Annotated in this window: 12 protein-coding genes; 7 read left to right on the forward strand and 5 right to left on the reverse strand. The window is 41.8% G+C overall.

Going from position 1 to position 19,927, the window contains the following annotated elements:
* Positions 1–56 precede the first annotated feature (56 nt).
* Positions 57–764 (reverse strand): hypothetical protein, encoded by a 708-nt coding sequence (locus NO346_RS03465; protein WP_178882992.1) that lies wholly within the window; start codon positions 762–764, stop codon positions 57–59.
* Between the two features lie 204 nt (positions 765–968).
* Between NO346_RS03465 and NO346_RS03470 the strand changes: the two genes are divergently transcribed.
* On the forward strand, positions 969–2,387 hold the full coding sequence (locus NO346_RS03470) for a phosphate--AMP phosphotransferase (RefSeq protein ID WP_256414240.1): 1,419 nt from the start codon (positions 969–971) through the stop codon (positions 2,385–2,387).
* A 28-nt stretch (positions 2,388–2,415) separates the two neighbouring features.
* On the opposite strand, the gene NO346_RS03475 is transcribed toward NO346_RS03470, so the two are convergent.
* Positions 2,416–2,922, reverse strand: coding sequence for a hypothetical protein (locus tag NO346_RS03475; RefSeq protein ID WP_005162854.1), 507 nt, complete (start codon positions 2,920–2,922; stop codon positions 2,416–2,418).
* A gap of 182 nt (positions 2,923–3,104) precedes the next feature.
* On the opposite strand from NO346_RS03475, the gene NO346_RS03480 reads away from it, so the two are divergent.
* The 3 genes from NO346_RS03480 (at position 3,105) to recD (ending at position 12,326) form a co-directional block, all read left to right on the forward strand.
* A complete protein-coding gene (locus NO346_RS03480) occupies positions 3,105–6,743 on the forward strand; it encodes an exodeoxyribonuclease V subunit gamma (protein WP_256414241.1) in 3,639 nt (1,212 codons plus the stop codon).
* 3 nt (positions 6,744–6,746) lie between these two features.
* Entirely contained in the window at positions 6,747–10,475 is a 3,729-nt protein-coding gene (locus NO346_RS03485; RefSeq protein WP_256414242.1) for a UvrD-helicase domain-containing protein, read from the forward strand.
* Between the two features lie 99 nt (positions 10,476–10,574).
* Positions 10,575–12,326, forward strand: a complete 1,752-nt coding sequence (recD, locus tag NO346_RS03490) for an exodeoxyribonuclease V subunit alpha (protein WP_256414243.1) — start codon at positions 10,575–10,577, stop codon at positions 12,324–12,326.
* A 704-nt stretch (positions 12,327–13,030) separates the two neighbouring features.
* Here recD and NO346_RS03495 read toward each other — a convergent pair.
* Positions 13,031–14,329, reverse strand: a complete 1,299-nt coding sequence (locus NO346_RS03495; RefSeq protein WP_005162848.1) for a serine hydrolase — start codon at positions 14,327–14,329, stop codon at positions 13,031–13,033.
* Positions 14,330–14,568: 239 nt separating this feature from the next.
* Between NO346_RS03495 and rpsO the strand changes: the two genes are divergently transcribed.
* The 3 genes from rpsO to NO346_RS03510 all read left to right on the forward strand — a co-directional run bounded on the left by rpsO (position 14,569) and on the right by NO346_RS03510 (position 18,504).
* Entirely contained in the window at positions 14,569–14,838 is a 270-nt protein-coding gene (gene rpsO / locus NO346_RS03500; protein ID WP_004637724.1) for a 30S ribosomal protein S15, read from the forward strand.
* A gap of 268 nt (positions 14,839–15,106) precedes the next feature.
* Positions 15,107–17,194 carry a polyribonucleotide nucleotidyltransferase gene (pnp, locus tag NO346_RS03505; protein WP_256414304.1) on the forward strand — a complete coding sequence of 696 codons (2,088 nt, stop codon included), beginning with the start codon at positions 15,107–15,109 and terminating at the stop codon, positions 17,192–17,194.
* Between the two features lie 86 nt (positions 17,195–17,280).
* Positions 17,281–18,504: a magnesium transporter CorA family protein gene (locus tag NO346_RS03510; protein WP_256414305.1), complete on the forward strand. Its 1,224-nt coding sequence runs from the start codon at positions 17,281–17,283 to the stop codon at positions 18,502–18,504.
* Positions 18,505–18,533: 29 nt separating this feature from the next.
* Here NO346_RS03510 and NO346_RS03515 read toward each other — a convergent pair whose 3' ends face one another.
* Both NO346_RS03515 and NO346_RS03520 read right to left on the reverse strand, forming a co-directional pair.
* Entirely contained in the window at positions 18,534–18,860 is a 327-nt protein-coding gene (locus tag NO346_RS03515) for a chaperone modulator CbpM (protein WP_256414250.1), read from the reverse strand.
* A gap of 11 nt (positions 18,861–18,871) precedes the next feature.
* A complete protein-coding gene (locus NO346_RS03520) occupies positions 18,872–19,837 on the reverse strand; it encodes a DnaJ C-terminal domain-containing protein (RefSeq protein ID WP_256414251.1) in 966 nt (321 codons plus the stop codon).
* Positions 19,838–19,927: the final 90 nt, after the last annotated feature.

Consider the following 19,927-nt stretch of genomic DNA (forward strand, 5'->3'; position numbering starts at 1 on the left):
TGTTTTGGAATTCAATAGTCCCTCCGAATACGAAGAGGGATGGCTATCAATTCAATTTAGTCACGAAATGGGTTTGGGTGACCAGCGTGGACTTTTTCGATGATTTCACGTTCTTTTGCCGTAAATGTTTTGATAAACGTTGCAGCAGACTTCATCGGTTTCATTGCAGCAAAACCTTCTTGGATAAAATCGTACATAGGTTCAAATTGATATTTGGTTGCAATGCCTTTACACATTTTAAAAGCCGCATACATCATCGTAGAGCGCATATACTTATCTAATGTGAGACCAAGCTCGTCAAGTAATTGTAATTGTTCATAACGTACATCGCCTTGATCGAGTTTGACTAAGGTCTGGCGCATGATTTCATCAGTGAGTGGTGTTTCCAAAGGATAATCTTTGAGTAGTTGTTCTGCGACTTGTTCATCGAGTTGAGTGGCAAGTACAGCAAGACTGACCGATTTTGTTCCTGTTTTAATTGCATTTTCAGGGAGTAAGCTTTCTGCTTTATGTGCATATTTCAACAGGCGTTCGATTTGCTGTGCAATTGCCTCAAAATCAGGACCGCCATACAAGCGATTAAGAAAATACTGTGCCATCAGTTGATTTTCAGGCAGAGCAAAAAATTCTTTATGGGTTTCTGCGATGCGTGCTTTCATCCACGCTTGTACTTCATGCAGACGTTGCTTAAGTGCTGGATTTTGGTGGTAATTCAGAGTTTGGTATTGTAATAAAAGATGATCAAATGCAGCGAGTTTTGACATATTCGAACTCAAATAAAATAAAACCAGAAAATCATAGGCTGCATCATAACGAAGAACCATGACAGCATAAACTCTAAATGTCTAACAATCGGTCACTATGTTGATACACGGATTGAGTTCTACAGAAACTGTACAAGGGTTTTGCATGCAGTGAAATAGATTTCATTATACTTATTCTTAATAATGAGCCATTTAGAGCCGAATATGAGTATACAACAACCCAAATTTGAATTACGTGATGAAGATGCGTTGTCTTTAGATTTGATTGAAGCACAATATGCCTTAAAAGATAGCCAAGATAAAAAAAATGCAAAAAGTGTTCTGATTTTAGTAAGTGGGATTGAATTAGCAGGGAAAGGTGAGGCGGTTAAGCAATTACGTGAATGGTTAGATCCACGCTATTTAAGAGTTAAAGCAGATGCACCACGGTTATTAACGACCTATCAAACTTTTTGGCAGTCTTATACGCGTTTTATTCCTGCCGAAGGTCAGATCGTGGTGATGTTTGGGAATTGGTACAGTGACTTGCTTTCAACCGCCATGCATGTGTCAAAACCATTGGATGAAACATTGTTTGATGCTTATATCGAACAGATGCGTTCTTTTGAACATGATTTACAACATAATAATGTGCATGTGGTCAAAGTTTGGTTTGATTTATCGTGGAAGTCCTTACAAAAACGCTTAGACCAAATTGATGCTTCGGAACAGCATTGGCATAAATTACATGGTTTGGATTGGCGCAATAAAAAACAATACGATACTTTGCAGGAGTTAAGCCAAAGATTTACCGATGATTGGTTTGTGATTGATGGTGAAGACGAAGCTCTACGTGATCAATGTTTTGCTCAATACATATTACAAACATTGCAAGAGTTGCCTGACCATCAAACTAAAGTCACCGAAAAATGGCAACAAGCACAGATTCCCACAGCACTGTTAGAACCGTCAAAACAAAGCTTAGATAAAGATGACTACAAAGAAGAATTGAACAAATTAACCAAAAAAGTAGCTGATGCATTACGTTATGACGAACGAAAAGTGATTGTTGCTTTTGAAGGTATGGATGCCGCAGGTAAAGGGGGAGCAATAAAAAGAATTGTTAAAAAATTAGATCCACGTGAATATGAAATTCATAGTATTGCTGCACCTGAACGTTATGAATTACGCCGTCCTTATTTGTGGCGTTTTTGGAATAAACTCAATGATGGCGGAAAAATTACCATTTTTGATCGTACATGGTATGGGCGTGTGCTGGTGGAACGTGTAGAGGGTTTTGCTTCAGTCGTTGAATGGCAACGTGCTTATAATGAAATTAATCGGTTTGAGGAAAATTTGGTTGATAGTCAAACCGTGATTGTAAAAATTTGGCTTGCAATCAGTAAAGATGAACAAGAAGTTCGATTTAAAGATCGTGAACAAACTCCACATAAGCGTTTCAAGATTACTGAAGAAGATTGGCGTAATCGTGATAAATGGGACGATTATTTAAAAGCCGCTGCAGACATGTTCGAACGAACCAACACAGATTATGCACCTTGGTATGTAATCGCTACGGATGATAAAAATACAGCACGGATCGAAGTTTTAAAGGCGATTTTAAAACAACTCAAGGCGGATTAAACCGCCTTGTCGTTATCAAATATTATGATTAAGCCACAATGGTACTACGACTTTTTTGTTGAATGCGTTTAGCAAGGTTATAGCAATCTTGAATATGTGCTTCGGTAATTTTACGCATCATAAAATAACCGAGGCTTGCAGCAACCAATTGTCCGCCTAAAGGAATAAACTTGGTCACTTGCTTGGTGGCAATTTTCGTGAAAAAACCATTAAAAGACTTTTTCATGGCTGTGCGCGCCACCACCAAACCTGAAAATTCAAAACCACGTTTACGTAGCTCATCCCAATGTACTTTTTTGGTTTCAGGATCATAGACACTGATATGTTCAGGTGCTAAACCAAAACGCGTATTAATATAAGGAATAATTTGAGTGAGCATGCCCAAATCAACGACCACATCAAAAAATGGGATGGGTACAATCGCTGCACCTGCAGACCAATATGCACGATTTTTGGTCAGTGCCAAACACTCTTCGCGAATTTGCTCCAAGTTTAAGTTTGGATCAATCGAATCAGGAATTTTTTCAATTTTCATAAAGTTATACCTAAAGTCTATCCCTCGATAGTATATTCAAGCGTATTGAGTGGTGAATTTCAAAACAATTTATTTATTTCCTTGTATGTTTAACGTGACATAGTTACATGAAGTTGTATAGTGATAAATATGTATGTTTTCGTGCAATACAATAAGCATTCCTGATGAGGTCATATTTGTAGATGGGTATTCATGTTATTCAAAGTCAAAGCCTTGAAGTGTTATTACAAGGTGTGATGGCATCAATCACCCAACCGAGTTCTTCTCCATTTCAGGTATTTAAAACTCAGCATTTTATTGTTCCCAGTCCTGCACAAGAACAATGGTTGACGCAGAAAATTGCCGAACAACAAGGCATGACTGCCAACTATCAATTTCATCAACGCATTCGTGGTTTTCAGTGGTATGCATACCAGCAAGTATTAGAAAATAAAGAACAAGTGCGTAAAGCCAATATTCCGCGTTTGATTTTAAAGTGGCGTATTCATCAAGCTTTACAGCCTTTTATTCAAGCCGAACATAATACTGTTGTGAATGAGCACCCTTTATATTCAATTGTGCAACGGATTTACGACAGCGCCGATCAACTGCAACAAGGCACTGAAAAACAACTAAAAAAACAAAGTATGCTGTATTGGGTGGCGGAGCAAGTTTCGCAGCTGTTTAGTAACTACATGATTTATCGCGGTCATTGTCAACGCGGCTGCCAAAGCAATTGTACCTGTGTGGGGAATTGGCTATCGACTTGGGGACAGAATAAAGCCTTAAATATCGAACAATTGATTGCTCAAACAGATCAACAAACTTCAGCCTTTAGCCTACAACAAACCGAACAATTAGAAGCTTGGCAGCGTTGGTTGTGGCAAAACTACTTTCATGATGATTTTGTTGAAATACAAAGCATTGATGCTGATTTTTGGCAACTTCTAGACGATCAGCAGACACGACCCCGAGCTTTGGCACAACTGCCAAGTCAGGTGATTGTATTTACGATTTTAGATTTACCACCGAGCCAACTGCAATTTTTACGTCGTTTGGGGCAATATCTAGATGTGGTAATTTTGCACTATAACCCATCACAAGAATATTGGGCTGACAGTGTCGATCCACTCTGGAAGAAGCGTTATGACTTGGGGGTGAAAGAGCGCTATATTGCCAAACATCCCAATGCCAGTGATGCAGATATTGCCGCATTCTTCGACAGTTTTAGTTTGGGGTTTAATGCCTTAAGTCGTGAATCACGACATCCCTTACTGACACGGTTAGGTAAGCAAGCGCGTGATCATTTTTCCCTGTTATCACAACTGGCAACAGGAGAGGAGGGAAAGTGGGTCGATGCTTTTGTGGAGCGGTTTCCTGAAACGCTACTGGGTAAAATTCAATCCGATATCTTCTATTTGGCAGAGCCACAGTCGCAGCAATATGAGCTTGCAGCAGAAGATGAATCCATTCAGATCCACGTGTGCCACTCCAGCATACGACAACTTGAAGTCTTAAAAGAACAGTTGCTGCATTGGCTGTCTCAAACAGATACGACACCGCGTCGCCCAAGTGATGTGCTGGTTTTGACCCCGAATCTAGCCGAGCTTGAGCCTTTAATTCGCAGTGTCTTTCCTGCAGTTGCAAATGAACATGAAGTCTTTTTACCTGTTAAAATTGCTGGCGTTGCGCAATTAGATGCCTTAAACGCATGGCGTGCTGTACTTGGACGTTTGCAACTGACACAGGGTCGTTTTACGCAGGATGATTTTGCGGATTGGCTTAATCTTTACGCGACGCAGCAGTGTTATGGATTGGACTATACGCAGGTGCAACGCATTTTAGCCCTGCTCAATGATGCTGGTTTTAAACGTGGTTTAGACGAACAACACTTAAAGCAAAGTCTGAGTGACGAAGATCAAGACTACCGTTATAGTTTTAAATTTGCTTTGGACCGTTTGGCTTTAGGAATTGCTGTGCCTGCCCATGTGATGGTGCAGGATATGCTCAGTTATGCCTTGGTGCAGCCAAGTGATTTTGAACTGATTGGTATTCTGATTCAGATCTATCAAGATTTAGCAGCGCGTCGAGATTGGTTGGTGGCACATGAACAAGGCCAACGTTTGCCGGTCGAGTTTTGGTTACAGCGAATCAAGGCGGATGTACAGGAGTTTGAGCAAGCCGATGTGGTTGCTTTAAAAGCAATCCGTGAAATTATTCAGAAGCAAGAACGTATGCTGACTTTGGCCAGCTATTATGAAGATACCGAAACCCAGTTACGTCAAATTTCCTTGCCTTTGCCTTATATTATTGAGGAAATTCAACGCACTTTAGAAAGCCAGTCTGCGCAAGTTGAACCGACAGGACAAATTACCTTTAGTCAGATTGGACAAATTCGCCCGATTCCTTATCGGCTGATTGTACTGTTGAATTTGGATACGGGTAAATTTCCAAATCGGGACAGTCATATTCCGTTTGACTTGATGGATGCACTGCGTCAGCAATTGGGTGATCGTTCTCGTTTGGAGGATGATCAGGGGGCATTTTTGGATGCCATCTTATTGGCACAAGAGCAGGTTTGGCTGTTTTATAATGGCTTTGATCTCAATGATGGCGAAGTCAGAGAGCCATCCAGTGTGTTGCAGGGCTTCCGTGATCATTTGGCTTTGATTGTAAAACCGACAAGCAGCGAAGATGGTTCTCCTTTATCCGAAGTGGATTTGGCTGGATTGGATGCTTTGCAGGTCCCCACACAGCTTTATCCGCTGTATCATTTACATCGGTTACAGCCGTTCGATCCACTCGGCTTTGTTTCGGATCGACCTGTGCGCTTTCAAGACCAATGGTTTAAGGTCGCTTCACAGATTCAGCAGATGAAAGGTGAGCGGCAAGCATGGGTCAATACCGCCTATCCCGTTGAACAAAATGAAATGATCATTTTGGAGAGTCAGCAATGGATTCAGGATGTTACTTTCCCTGCGCGATTGTATTTAAAAACCTTAGGTGTGGAAAATTTAACTGCACAAACATTGCTTGATCAAGCTGAACCATTATTACTCGATGGTCTCGGTAAATATGCCATTCGGCATTTTTTACAGCAGCAGGATGACCAGCTCTCTCCAAGTCTGTTGCAAGATCAGCTGCCCGTTGGCAAAGTTCAGCACAGTGCTTGGCAGCAAAGTCGCTTAGAGCAGCAACGCTTGTTGGAGCGCTTGCAGCAGTATGCCCCAGCGCCTACTGAAACCACGCAACGGGTTTGGCGCGTCTCGAAACAATTACAAATCGCCTGTGTGACTCCGAAACAGCTGACACAAGATTGGGTCAGTTTGGATGCTTCCAGTGCACGTGCCAAACGCTTCGCCAAAGTCTGGCTGGAATATTTGTTGTGGCTGGCTGTGCTGAACGATGACTCCGCTACAGAAAAACGCCGTATCGTAGTGTTTAGTGACCAGACCGTGATTTGTGAAGGCCTAAGTTCACAACAGGCGCAGCATTATTTAAATGCGTGGTTACAGCTTTGGCACGATGCACAGCAGCAGCCTGTGGTCTTGCCTGCTGCCTTAGTGTTAAAGCCTTTGGAAAAAGGCAAGCAATATGAGTGGATTGAGCTGGATTCAACTCAGGTTTTAACTGAAGATAGTCAAAAGCAAGTATTGAAGGACTGGAATGATACGGGGGATTTCTCGGGTTTTGATATGACTCAGAATGAAGCCTGTAAATTGCACCGCGATTGGCAGTTCATTTTGCAAGAGCAAGATGCAACCGCTTTATTACAGTATGCCTGTGATCATTATTCCTATGCTTTGTATCAACCGATTTTTGAATTTTTACGGGTGGAGTAAGACATGAACTCAAAGTATCCAGTGTCTTATCAGCCGATTGGAGATATTCAATTTCAAGGGCTGCATTTAATCGAAGCCTCTGCAGGAACAGGGAAAACCTATACGCTATCCAGTTTGATGGTGCGGATTTTCTTAGAGAAATATCTGCCTAATCAGGTGATTGCCACCACCTTTACCCGTGCTGCAGCAGCAGAACTGAAAACGCGTATCCGTTTGCGTCTGGTCGAAATCCTTGAATTTTTAGAGCCTTTCCGTGATGTATTGGAACAAGATATTCAGGCCAAGGCATTACAAGAGTCTGATCCCTTAAAACAACAGGTCTTACAAAACTTTGCGCCAAGAATTGCCTATGCCTGTGAACGGCTAAAATTGGTCATCGATCAATTGGATGAATTATTTGTTGGAACCTTGGACAGTTTTAGCCAAAAGCTATTGCGTGAGTTTGCCTTTGAAAGTGGAAAAATTGAACGCGCAGAAATTACTGAGGATGCCAAAAGCTACACCCGTCAATTGATTCATGATGTGTTGCGGGAGTGGATTCAGACCCAACCACAGCAAGTGATTGATTTTTTATATATGAGTCAGCAACTAAAGAGCGTAGATCAGTATATTAAAGTGGTTGAAGAAAGTTTGAATTTTAGTTCAGCACATTTGAAACAAGTAGATTTGCCTGTGTTTAGCACAGTTGAGTTTGAATCATGCTTGTATCAGTTCGCAGCAAGTTCATCACAATATTTACAAGAGTTACAGGATTATTATCTACTCGATGGTGCATATTATAAATTTATTAATAAAAAGGCTTTTGCAAAAGATCGTTTTCATTTCATTTTTCAAACAGGCTTAGTTCGGCTGGCTCAGCAAATTCAAAAGCAGGGTATAGATATTTATTTTGATCAAAAGGCGTTCAAAGACGTCGATGTTTTATTTTTAGATTCCAAAGGACAAGCTCGAAGTAGTATTTTTAATAAATGTGATCAAAGCATTCAGGACTGTTTTTACCAGCATCCTTTGATTCAGTTATTAAAAGATATTTGGGAGATGAAACTTAAAATTCAAAATGATTTAGATCAATTCAATACCTATTTACAGTTTCATCTTTGTCAGCAAGTCAAAAAGCGTTTGCCTCAAGTGTTGCAGCAAAAAGGCGAGACCACCTTTGCTCGGCAAATCAAGACGTTGTCTGAAGCTTTAAAAGGCGAGCAAGGACAATCTTTTGCGGTATTTGTACAGTCACGCTATCCATTGATTCTGGTGGATGAGTTTCAGGATACCAACCAAGATCAAGATGATATGTTGGCCAGTATCTGGCGCCATCCACAACGTTACCAAAAAGGCTGCATGATTATGGTGGGTGACCGTAAGCAGGCGATTTATGGTTTCCGTGGCGGCGATATGCTGACCTTCCTGAATGCCTATCAGGATATTATGGCGAAGCAGGGGCGTGAATATAAACTGATCCACAACCACCGTTCGGTGAAAGAGCTGGTTGAAGTGGTGGATGTGCTGTTTCAGCGGCAAATGGATTTTGGCGAGCAGGTGATCTATGACCCGATTCAGGCTGGTTCGCGTCCACATCCTGCCCTGATTGACAATGAACAGGCCAATCCCGCGCCGTTGCGCTGGTTGCAACTGCAAGAGGGCAATGAGCAAGCTACTCAAGTCGCATGGAAAATTCAAAGCTTGCTGAATCAGGCACATTTACAGCAGCTGTGCCTGGATGGTGAGGTACGCAAAGCCATTTGTGAAGATGATATTGCGGTACTTTCCCGTAGCCACCGACAACTGGACGAGGTGCAGTATGCACTGGAACACTTGGGAATCCGAGTCAATCGGCCCTCAAAGCGCAGTGTGTTTGATTCAAAGATTGCACAGGATATAGGTGCTTTACTCACGGCCTTGCTGCATCCTTATGATGAAGCCAAGCTCAAACGGGCTTTACTTAGCCGTTTATTTGGCTTTGATCTGGCTCGACTGTTGGCCTTAGAACAAAGTGCAGAAGGCTTGAGCCATTATATTCAGCAATTCGATGACATCCGTGAAATGTGGCTGAATCAGGGATTTTTGGTGGCATGGCAACGCTGCCTGAACCAGTTTGGTATCTGGCAGCAACTGGTTGCAACGCAAAGCAAGGACAATGAACGGGCAGTGGTGAATCTGCGCCATCTCACTGATATTCTGAGTCAGCATAGTGAGCATGTGCAGGGAGCGCAAAACCTCTATCACTGGTATTTAAAGCAGCTCAATTCTCCAAGTGACCGTGAATGGGAACTGGAACATAAGCTTTCCAGTGAAGCTGGGGTGCAGTTGATGACCATCCACCAGTCCAAGGGTCTGGAATTTAAAATCGTCTTTTTGCTTGGAGCAAATAAAGCAGCACCAGACTCAAAAAAAGAGGCTTTAAATTTCTCAACCACAGAAATCCGGCTGCCAGAAACAGGACAAACTAGAACACAACGTGTGGTGGCGATTGCGGATAAAAACTTTCTGCAACAGAATGAGCTGGATCAACATCAGCAACGCGCTTTAGCGGAACAAAATCGTTTGTGGTATGTGGCACTAACACGTGCCAGTCACCGTGTTTATGCTGTGTTTGAACCTGAAAAGGGTGATAAGAACAAACTGTCAGGATTGGCATTCTGGAAGAATCAGGGTGAAGCATTCCAGCATCCACATTGTCTGGATGAAGCACTGGTTCTGGAGCGGCCGCAAGCATTGCACCGCCAGCAGCAGACCCAACAAAGAATTCCACTTTCCGCACAGCCTTTACCTATGCAGCGTTTTTATGCACGGGGTAAAACCAGCTTCAGTTATCTGGCACAGCATTTAAGGCACAAGGCCAATCATGCGGATCGTCTGGCCAATATTGAGCAGAACTTTGATCAGGCGGAGGATGAGATACATGTTCGGCTGACAGCATCTGCACCTGCCTCCCAACCCATTGCGTGGATTAAACAACACTTTCCGAGAGGAACGCTGGCTGGAAATTTCCTGCATGAGATTTTTGAACAGATTAATTTTCAGCAACCCCACATGTGGGTAGAAGAAATTCGCCGTCGTTTTAAAAATACCTATCAAAGTTTATGGTCAGAGCTACTATTTCAATATCAACAGCATTTCCCTGAACAAGAAAATAGCGAGCAACAACTGTATCAATGGATTGCTGACTGGCTTGGTGAGGTATTACACACGCCACTCAATCAGGGTTTTCAGTTAAAGCAATTAGCTGCAGGACAATACTTGTCTGAATGTCCTTTCTATCTGGCTTTATCGGATCGAGTGCTAGCGATGCAGCGTGTACAGCAGCTGTTTGAGGAATATGGCATCGAAATGCCAGAGTTACTTGAGGCTAAATCTGCCCGTTACTTGAATGGCTCTATTGACTTGGTTTACTTCGATGGTCAGCGTTACCATATTGCTGATTATAAGAGTAATTATCTGGGAGCGGAGCAACTGGATTATCAGCAGCCTCAGATTGCAGAAAGTATGTCGCTGTCGAGTTATTGGTTACAAGCAGCGTTATATCTTGTGGCACTACATCGTTATCTGTCGGTGAAATTGCAGGATTATGATATGCAGCAGCATTTAGGCGGCGCATCTTATCTGTATTTGCGCGGCATGAATGGGCAAGCGCAGCAAGGCTGTTACTATTGGAAACCTGAGGATGAGTTTATTTTACGCTTAGATGCAATACTTGGATATTTTTCTGAGGATAAAATGGGCAAACCAATGTAGATAAAAGTTATGAATTTAGATTAAACAACAGTTTATCATGTGGATAAATGTGTTTATAACCTTGTGGATAAGCGTGTGGGTAAGTTTGAGGATAACTCTGTGGACAAACAAGTTGATGATCAGTCAGCACAAATGACATGGTTAAATATGTGGAGTAACTACCTCTCACAAGCACCATTTTCTCAATCTACTCAAACCGTTAACGCTGCACAGGTACTACAACAACTGGTTGAAGCCAGCTTACAAGGAGACAGTTGTATTGAGGTTGAGCCAAGCCAGATTGCGGCATTGGCGGATTTGGCTGTTTCCAGCGAAATCGCAACCACGCAGGTTGCCCCTTGTGTCTATGATCAGCAGGGCTTGGCATTATACCGATATTGGCACCTAGAGCAACGCCTCGCACAGCAGATTTGTCGATTAAAGCGACAAACGATTCAGGCTGTTGATGCCGAACAGTATCAAGACTTACTCAGTGATGAACATCAGCAGGCTGCACTGAAAATGGTTTTGCAACAAGGCCTGAGCATTATTACAGGCGGGCCAGGGACAGGGAAAACCTATACTTTGGCACGTATTATTGCAGCCCTCAACCAGACCATTCCCGATATTCGTATTGCCATGGCGGCACCGACAGGTAAAGCCGCTCAACGCATGCAGGAAGCGTTGCAGAACTCTTTTAATGATCCAAAATTATTGGAATCAGGACTCATCACCGATGAGTTGCGTAATCAAACCACGCAAACCTTGCACCGTTTACTGGGTATGGGCAATCGACAAATACCACGCTTTCATCCCAAACAGCCTCTGCCCTATGATGTGATTGTGGTGGATGAAGCCTCAATGCTGGATTTGAATTTGGCAACCCTGTTATTCGAGGCAGTCCCAGAACAATGTCGACTTATTTTGCTGGGTGATGCCAATCAGTTGGCTTCGGTTGATGTCGGCTCGGTTTTGGCTGATTTACAGCAAGTACAGGCATTGACTGAAAATCGAGTCCAGCTACAGACCAGCCGTCGTTTCTCTGGTGAAGCCAAGATTGGGCAATTCGCACGATTTATTCAGGCCCAGCAAGGTCTCAGCAGCCCTGATTTAGTTTTATCAAAACTAGAGACGGAAATTGTTCAGGCTGCATCTTTGCAAACGATTTCTTTAAATAAAGATATGCCTGATCTGATCCAGTTGGAATATCTACCCGAGCAGCAGGATGTGGAGATTGAACCTTATCAACAGAAGCTAATGGCTGGATTTCAAGCTTATATTGAAGCTTTAAAACATTATATACAGGCAGATGAACCTGTCGAACAGATTCAGAACGTGATTCAAGCCTTTGATGATTATCGAATCTTAACGGCAGTTCGACATGGCCCGTTGGGAATCGAGCAACTGAATCGTTATGCGGGGCATTGGCTCAATCAGCAATTGAAACAAATCGCTGTTGGAGACTGGTATATCGGACGTCCTGTAATGATGACCTATAATGACTATCAGCTTGGGATTTCTAATGGTGATATTGGCATTTGTTTTAAACATCGCACCCAGTCACAGCAATTCGAAGTATTTTTCCCGAGCTTAAATAAATGGATTGCAGCGCACCGACTGCCACGCAGTATGCAAACCGCTTTTGCTTTAACCATTCATAAATCACAAGGTTCGGAATTTACCCATACCGCGATTGTTTTGGATGTACATGCCGAGAAACTATTGAGTCAGGAATTGATCTATACCGCAGTCACTCGCGCTAAAAAAGTAGTGAGTATTCTGGCTGATCCGAAGGCATTACAACAGTCATTGATGATTAGAACCATTCGTCGAAGTGGTTTAGTGCAAAAGATCAATTTAGAGGGATTGTGAAATTATTCTTTAAAATTCACTGTTCTGTAAGTAAAAGCTTACAAAGATTCGAGATATTGTCGCTAGAGTGAAATAAATGTTTTTGAGATCATGTACACACAAAGAGCCTAGCATGGAAAGCTAGGTAAATCGCAAAAATATAATAATTAAGTCAATGAGACAGCGAACTTACAGTGAGGTAAGTGATAAAAGAGGAAACTTACAGCCGCTAAGCCTTGTAGTTTTGGGAGAGACTACAGGGCTTTTTTATTTTTAATCTTTAATCTTACTAATGTCATGATAGTTATTGTATTTATTTTAATCAAAATGATTTTAATGAAGAATCTCTACCTCTAACTGTGTGAACCAAACATTAATTTTTCTATAAAAATTTTTAACTAAAAGTTTAAATTAAAAACATGATTGTTTAACAATTTTTATGTATTATTAAGTTAAATGTTATACAGCCTTGTACGTTTTTGCTTACATAGAGATAAGAAAAATGCTATTTTTCTCCACAATTGGTGCTGACAGAATAATCGGTATAAAGAAGATACACACTGAAAGCAAAACATAAGAAGTGATGTGTAAAATACGTTCAGAGGGGCTGAAAGTAGCTTAATAAGAAACATAAAGAATAATAATAGAAAAATGAAAAGAACCTTGAATAACGCGCAAAAGCCCAAGTCAGACTTGGGCTCTTTTTTTGCTGCGATCAAATTGAATTAGACGATGTCTGCCTCGTGTCGATCTGTTGCGAATAATGAACGACGTTGATTCTTTGGAATCTTCGAGCAGTTTGTTGAGATTTGATATAATGTTTTGGCAAGAGCAGGGAGGTGTGTCCCAACGACAGATTTTCCTGTGGTAAGCAACGATACACTAATATCACGCTCTGGATCTGCCCAACATAAAATATTAGAAAAACCAATGTGCCCAAAAGCCTGGCCAGTCATTGGACCAAATAAACCGACTGGATTACTACCAAGCATTGGACCTAACGCATAACGCATTGGGGCGAGTAGAGTACGGTCTATGCTTGTTCCTGATGTTGGTAGGGTTGAGCGAAATACAGTTTTTGCGCTCATGATCTCTTTACCCTGATACTCACCACCGCTGAGTAACATTTCAAAAAAACGACCGATTTGTTCAGCGCTGGTATAAATGTTCCCAGCAGGACAAATGGTATCCATGAAACGAGTATCGTTGGTTACATCCACTGCAAGTTGTAAACCGCCACCAAGTACATGATTAAGATAATGGTCTGTACCTAAGCTTGGGTGAATTCCTGTGGCATAGTTTAGTGCAACATTATCTCGATATTGTGGTTTCAAACCATAGTTGAAATAATCCATCCCCATTGGTTTTTCAATATTTTCAGCTAAAAACTCACGTACGCTTTGTCCAGTTACACGCTGAACGATTTCACCTAGGATATAACCAGCGGTAACAGCGTGATAAGCAAGATGTGTCCCTGATGGCGAAACAGGTTTAGCTGCGCAAAGTACTTTTAAAATTTCTTCTTGGTTAAATAAAAGTTCTGGTGTGACTTCTGTATCAATACGTGGAATCCCGCCACGGTGAGAAAGCAAATGGAAAATAGTCGCACGACGTTTACCATTGACCCCATATTCAGGAATATAGTAGCTAATCGGATCGAGCAGATTTAAATCACCACGCTCATCCAACATATGGATCAGCATTGCTGTAATCATTTTTGATGCAGAGAATAAACATACAGGCGTATCAGGCGTACCAATTTTTGCATCCGCGGCTAAGCCATCTGGGGAGTTACCCTGTGCATAACCAATACTGCGGTTCAGTAAAATTTGTCCTTGACGTCGCAAACATAATGTAACGAGTGGATAGTTTCCTGTTTTATACAGGCATTCAACGCTATTCCAGATCTTTTGAATCTGCTTTTCAGTCATTCCACCCAATTCAGCCGCAACTTCATCTTTTGAGCGAATCACTTGATTTAAGTCATTTGGTACATAACAAGTATTGGTTGATAAAATTTTCACGATTCCCTCGCAATATTTTCGTTTTCTTTCGTCTCTGTCATAAATTGAAAACAGATATCCGATAGTGTGCCTATTTTGTTCAATGCTGTCAGCTGCCGAAATGCCAGCAAAGTTAAAACATTTTTGCAATATGGTGATAGATCACTTAAAATAGGCGACTTGCTGTAGTGATGCACGGCAGTCAGTTGCTTACAACTGATCATTATCATTTTATTTTTTAAGCATCTCGGAGAAATCGAATGGCTTTAACTAACGCAGATCGCGCAGAGATCATTGCTAAATTTGCTCGTGCAGAAAACGACACTGGTTCACCTGAAGTACAAGTTGCTTTATTGACTGCTCAAATCAATGATTTGCAAGGTCACTTTAAAGAACACAAACATGACCACCACAGCCGTCGTGGTTTGATTCGTATGGTTAACCAACGTCGTAAATTACTTGACTATTTAAATGGTAAAGATCACGGTCGTTATGTTGCTTTGATCGGCGCATTAGGTTTACGTCGTTAATTCGATTTGGCTTTATTTTCGGTATTTCGCATGTTGCAATGCTTTAACGCTGAAAACAAAGTTTCGCCTGATTTAAGTTAGGCGATTTTAGAAGGGGCGCATGTTCGCTCCTTCTTTGTGTTTAAATTTATTTAAAAATTTTGATCTGGTGCGATGGCTTCTAAGCTTTGTCATTTATCTACACATGAGTTGTGGTCTGAATGCCAAACCTTAGGGGTCTCACTAGAATAACTTTTTAAAAGAAACCAGGAAAATATAATACATGTCAATGTTTAATATCGTTCGTAAAGAATTCCAATTTGGTCAGCATCAAGTTGTTTTAGAAACGGGTCGTGTTGCACGTCAGGCAAATACAGTTTTAATCACCATGGGTGGTGTCACTGTGCTTGTTGCGGTTGTGGCTCAGCCTAAAGCAAAAGCGGGTCAAGACTTTTTCCCGTTAACTGTAAATTATCAAGAAAAACAATATGCGGCGGGTCGTATCCCTGGTGGTTATGGCAAGCGCGAAGGTCGTGCGTCTGAAGCTGAAACTTTAATTTCTCGTTTGATTGACCGTCCAATTCGTCCGTTGTTCCCAGAAGGTTATTTCAACGAAATCCAGGTCACAGCAACAGTTGTGTCTTCTGATAAAACCATGGATGCTGACATTGCTGCAATGTTGGGTACATCTGCTGCCTTGTCGATTGCGGGCACACCTTTCCGTGGTCCAATCGGTGGTGCGCGTGTTGGTTTAATCAATGGTGAATATGTTCTTAACCCAACGTTAGAACAACTTGCACAATCTGATCTTGACCTTGTGGTTGCAGGTACAGAATCAGCGGTGTTAATGGTTGAATCTGAAGCGAAAGAACTTTCAGAAGACCAAATGTTAGGCGCAGTACTTTTCGGTCATGACGAAATGCAAATTGCTGTACAAGCAATCAAAGAATTTGCTGCTGCAGTTGGTGCGAAAGAATCAGAGTGGGTTGCTCCAACACACAACGAAGAATTACGTGCGAAATTAAAAGAAGCATTTGAAGCAAAAATTTCAGAAGCCTATACCATTGCAGTGAAACAAGATCGTTATGCAGCTTTAGATGCACTTTATGCAGAAGCGAAAGCGCAATTCGTTCCTGAAGAAGATGTTGATGGCATCGCTGATGAAGTTGATTTCTTATTCGAAGATCTTAAATACCGTACCGTACGTGACAACATCTTGTCTGGTAAGCCACGTATCGATGGTCGTGACACCAAAACAGTTCGTGGTATCGACGTTCAAGTAGGTGTATTAGGTCGTGCTCATGGTTCAGCATTGTTTACACGTGGTGAAACACAAGCACTTGTAACTGCAACTTTAGGTAACACACGTGATGCATTGATGGTTGATACCTTAGCGGGTACGAAAACTGACAACTTCATGTTGCACTACAACTTCCCAGCGTACTCTGTAGGTGAAACAGGCCGTGAGTCTGGTCCTAAACGCCGTGAAATCGGTCATGGCCGTTTGGCTCGCCGTGGTGTGCAGGCAGTACTTCCTCCAGTTGACCGTTTCCCGTATGTGTTGCGTGTAGTTTCAGACATTACTGAATCAAACGGTTCATCTTCAATGGCATCTGTATGTGGTGCTTCACTTGCGCTTATGGATGCGGGTGTTCCGCTTAAAGCGCCAGTTGCTGGTATTGCAATGGGCTTAGTGAAAGAAGGTGAGCGTTTCGCAGTTCTTTCTGACATCTTAGGTGATGAAGATCATCTTGGTGATATGGACTTTAAAGTAGCAGGTTCTGCAAACGGTATTACTGCGCTGCAAATGGACATTAAGATTGAAGGGATCACTGAAGAAATTATGGAAGTTGCGTTAAACCAAGCATTTGCTGGTCGTATGCACATCCTGAATGAAATGAACAAGGTGATTTCACGTGCTCGTGCAGAAATCAGTGCGAATGCACCGACTTTCGAAGTCATTAACATCAATCCAGACAAGATTCGTGATGTGATTGGTAAAGGTGGTGCTACCATTCGTGCCATTACAGAAGAGACCAAAGCTGCGATTGATATCGAAGATAATGGTACAGTACGTGTATTTGGTGAAACGAAAGCTGCTGCTCGTGCTGCGATTGCAAAAATTCAGGCACTGACTGCTGAAGTTGAGCCAGGTACAATCTATACAGGTAAAGTGATTCGTATCGTTGAATTTGGTGCATTCGTCAATATCTTGCCAGGTACGGACGGTTTGCTTCACATTTCGCAAATTTCAAATGAGCGTATTGCCAACGTGACTGACGTGTTAAAAGAAGGTCAAGATGTGAAAGTACAGGTTGCGGATGTTGATAACCGTGGTCGTATCAAATTGACCATGAAAGACATCGAACAAGTGTAATCGCTGCAATCGACTGACAAAAAGTCCGCCTTGTGCGGGCTTTTTTATGGCATGATATTTTTAGGATTTAAATGAATATCAGGGTTATGCAGCTTTATTATTTTTATCGTCATAACAGTGAAGATACGATTTTTATTAGTGCCGAAGAACAATCAGAACATACGCTGGAATTTTTGTGGGTGGATAGTTTAAGACAGGATCTGGTTAATCATACCGATTCTTGGCAAAAAAATATTTATGAGCATACAGGTGTAGTGCTTAACGAATTTCATATGCGTGATTTGCTCAATATTGAACATCCTTGTGCTTTCGACAGTGTCGAGGAATATGACCTGCTGGTGTTCCGCAAACTGATTAGCCCAGACGATCAAATTTATGAAAGTGACAATTCTTTAGAATCTCATGAAAGTATTTTTGGCCTAGCAACTACACCGATGGGTTTTATTCTAACGCCGAACATTTTGGTGAGTGTGAGGGAGCAGGGGAATAAAGCAATCGAAAGCTATATTCAACGTATCCAGACCATTATGGGGCGGGCGATTGAGGAGCAGAATAAACCCCGTAAACTGGCCAGTACCCCAGCGGATCTCTGTTTGCGCCTGCTCAACAGCATGATTGATGGCTACCTAAACCTGCGCACCCCACTAACACGTCGTGTTGAATATTGGCAACAGCAACTTTTGCAGGGGAACCGCCGTTTTAAACAGTGGCATCAATTGTTTCATGAAGATATGGCTTTCCAGCAAATTGAAAATTTATGTGAGGAACAAATAGAGACCTTGCAGGAGTTCCGAGATGAACTGGTGGATAATTATCATCATGTGATGGGGGAACATAAGCATAAGAATCAAGACATTCTCTTGGTTCGTCTCAATGATTTAATGAGCCATGTAGAGCGTGTTCAAAAACATACCTTGCGTTTAAGAAATGCGATTCAATCGGCGATTGATTTGCATTTTTCAGCTATTGCGAATCAAACCAATGAAAATATGCGGATTTTGGCGATCATCACCGCCGTATTCGCACCCCTGACTTTGCTGACGGGAATTTACGGAATGAACTTTGAGTTTATTCCAGGATTAAAGTCACCTGTTGGTTTTTGGATTATGCTGGCGGTGATGTTATTAAGTACAGTACTGTTGCTGTACTATTTCTATCAGCAGCATTTGGTGGGACGGGGCGAGCGTAGTGTCATTGACCTGCTGGCACAGCAGCATAAACAACGCAACCTGAACCTGCTCTGGTTTCTGGATTATGAACCGATTAAACAAACCCTCAAAGAGGTTGAGAAAATGACTAAACTTAAATAAAGCGTTTAGTCATATATATTGATGTTACCTTAGTGAAAATGTTTTAACTGCCTGCGGAGTTGCTGCACTTCATCAATCAGGTCCAGCATCACCGCAACTGCTGATAAGCTAGCATCGAAGTCACGTTGTAAACGATAAGCTCGACGTGCTCGGGCGACATCTTCACCGATGAACTGATAACTTTGTGGATCGGCTTGGATTTGTAAAATTTCATAATCAATCAGTTTTAAAACCCAATCTGTACTTTGGCCACATGCTTCTGCAAAGTGTTCGAGATCAAGTGCCAATTGTTCATCAATAATTTCAACTTGGCAGTGACCGTCATATTGAATTTCTTTGTATTGAATAGTTGTCATGATCTTACTCCTTATGAGGCACGAGGTCGGAAAGTGGAGAAGGCTTCGGCAAACTGTTGATAAGCCTGTTGTTCTTGCTCACTGTGTGCTGGTGGTAAAACAATATTAATAATTAGATATAAATGCCCTGCGGTTTTATTTGGTATCCCTTTATCTTTAAGACGTAATTGTTGTCCATTCTTAGCATTTTTAGGTAAATTGACTTTGAGTTGTCCTGCGGGAGTATTGACTTCAATGCTTTGTCCTAGAGCTGCTTCCCACGGACTCACATCAATAGTTTGATAGACATCAGCCCCTTCAATACGAATGCGGTCAGTATCTTTATATTGGATTTCAATATAAAGATCACCATTTTCACCGCCATTGATACCACTTTGTCCTTGACCATTTAAGCGAATTTGCTGGCCTTCTTTCATTCCTTTTGGAATCTTAACCTGTAAGGTTTTTCGCTGGACTTCAGGTTCACCATAGACGTTATAAGTTGGAATTTGTAAGGTAATCTGTTGGGTTGAACCGTGATATGCAATATCTAAATCGACTTGAATACTGGCATGCTGATCTTCACCCCGATAGCTACGTTGTTGACGTTGCGAACGTTGTTGTCCGCCACCAAACCCTGCGCCAAAACGGCCGAATAAGTCTTCAAAACCACTAAAGTCTGCACCCCCATCGCCTGAACTTTGGCGATAGAACTGGGAACCATCAAAACCACCCGTACCTTGACCAAATCCACCTGTACCCTGGCCAAAGCCTGCAAAGCCCTGTGGATGATCCAGCATCTGGTCATATTCAGCTTTTTTCGTGGCATCACCCAAGGTATCGTAGGCGACATTAATCGCCTGCATTTTGGCTTCAGCATCTGCTTCTTTACTAATATCTGGATGATACTTCTTTGCTAATTTACGATAGGCTTTCTTGATTTCGTCTGCTGAGGCATCTCTTGAAACACCTAGCTCTTCATAATAATTTTTTGCCATGATCTTAAATATAATAATGAAATGTTTCTTTCATTATGAAACGAATCCAAGAGATTTCAATAGATTCGATTGTATAAGAGTTGTTTTGTT

The sequence above is a fragment of the Acinetobacter sp. 5862 genome, assembly GCF_024494585.1.
Classification (GTDB): domain Bacteria; phylum Pseudomonadota; class Gammaproteobacteria; order Pseudomonadales; family Moraxellaceae; genus Acinetobacter.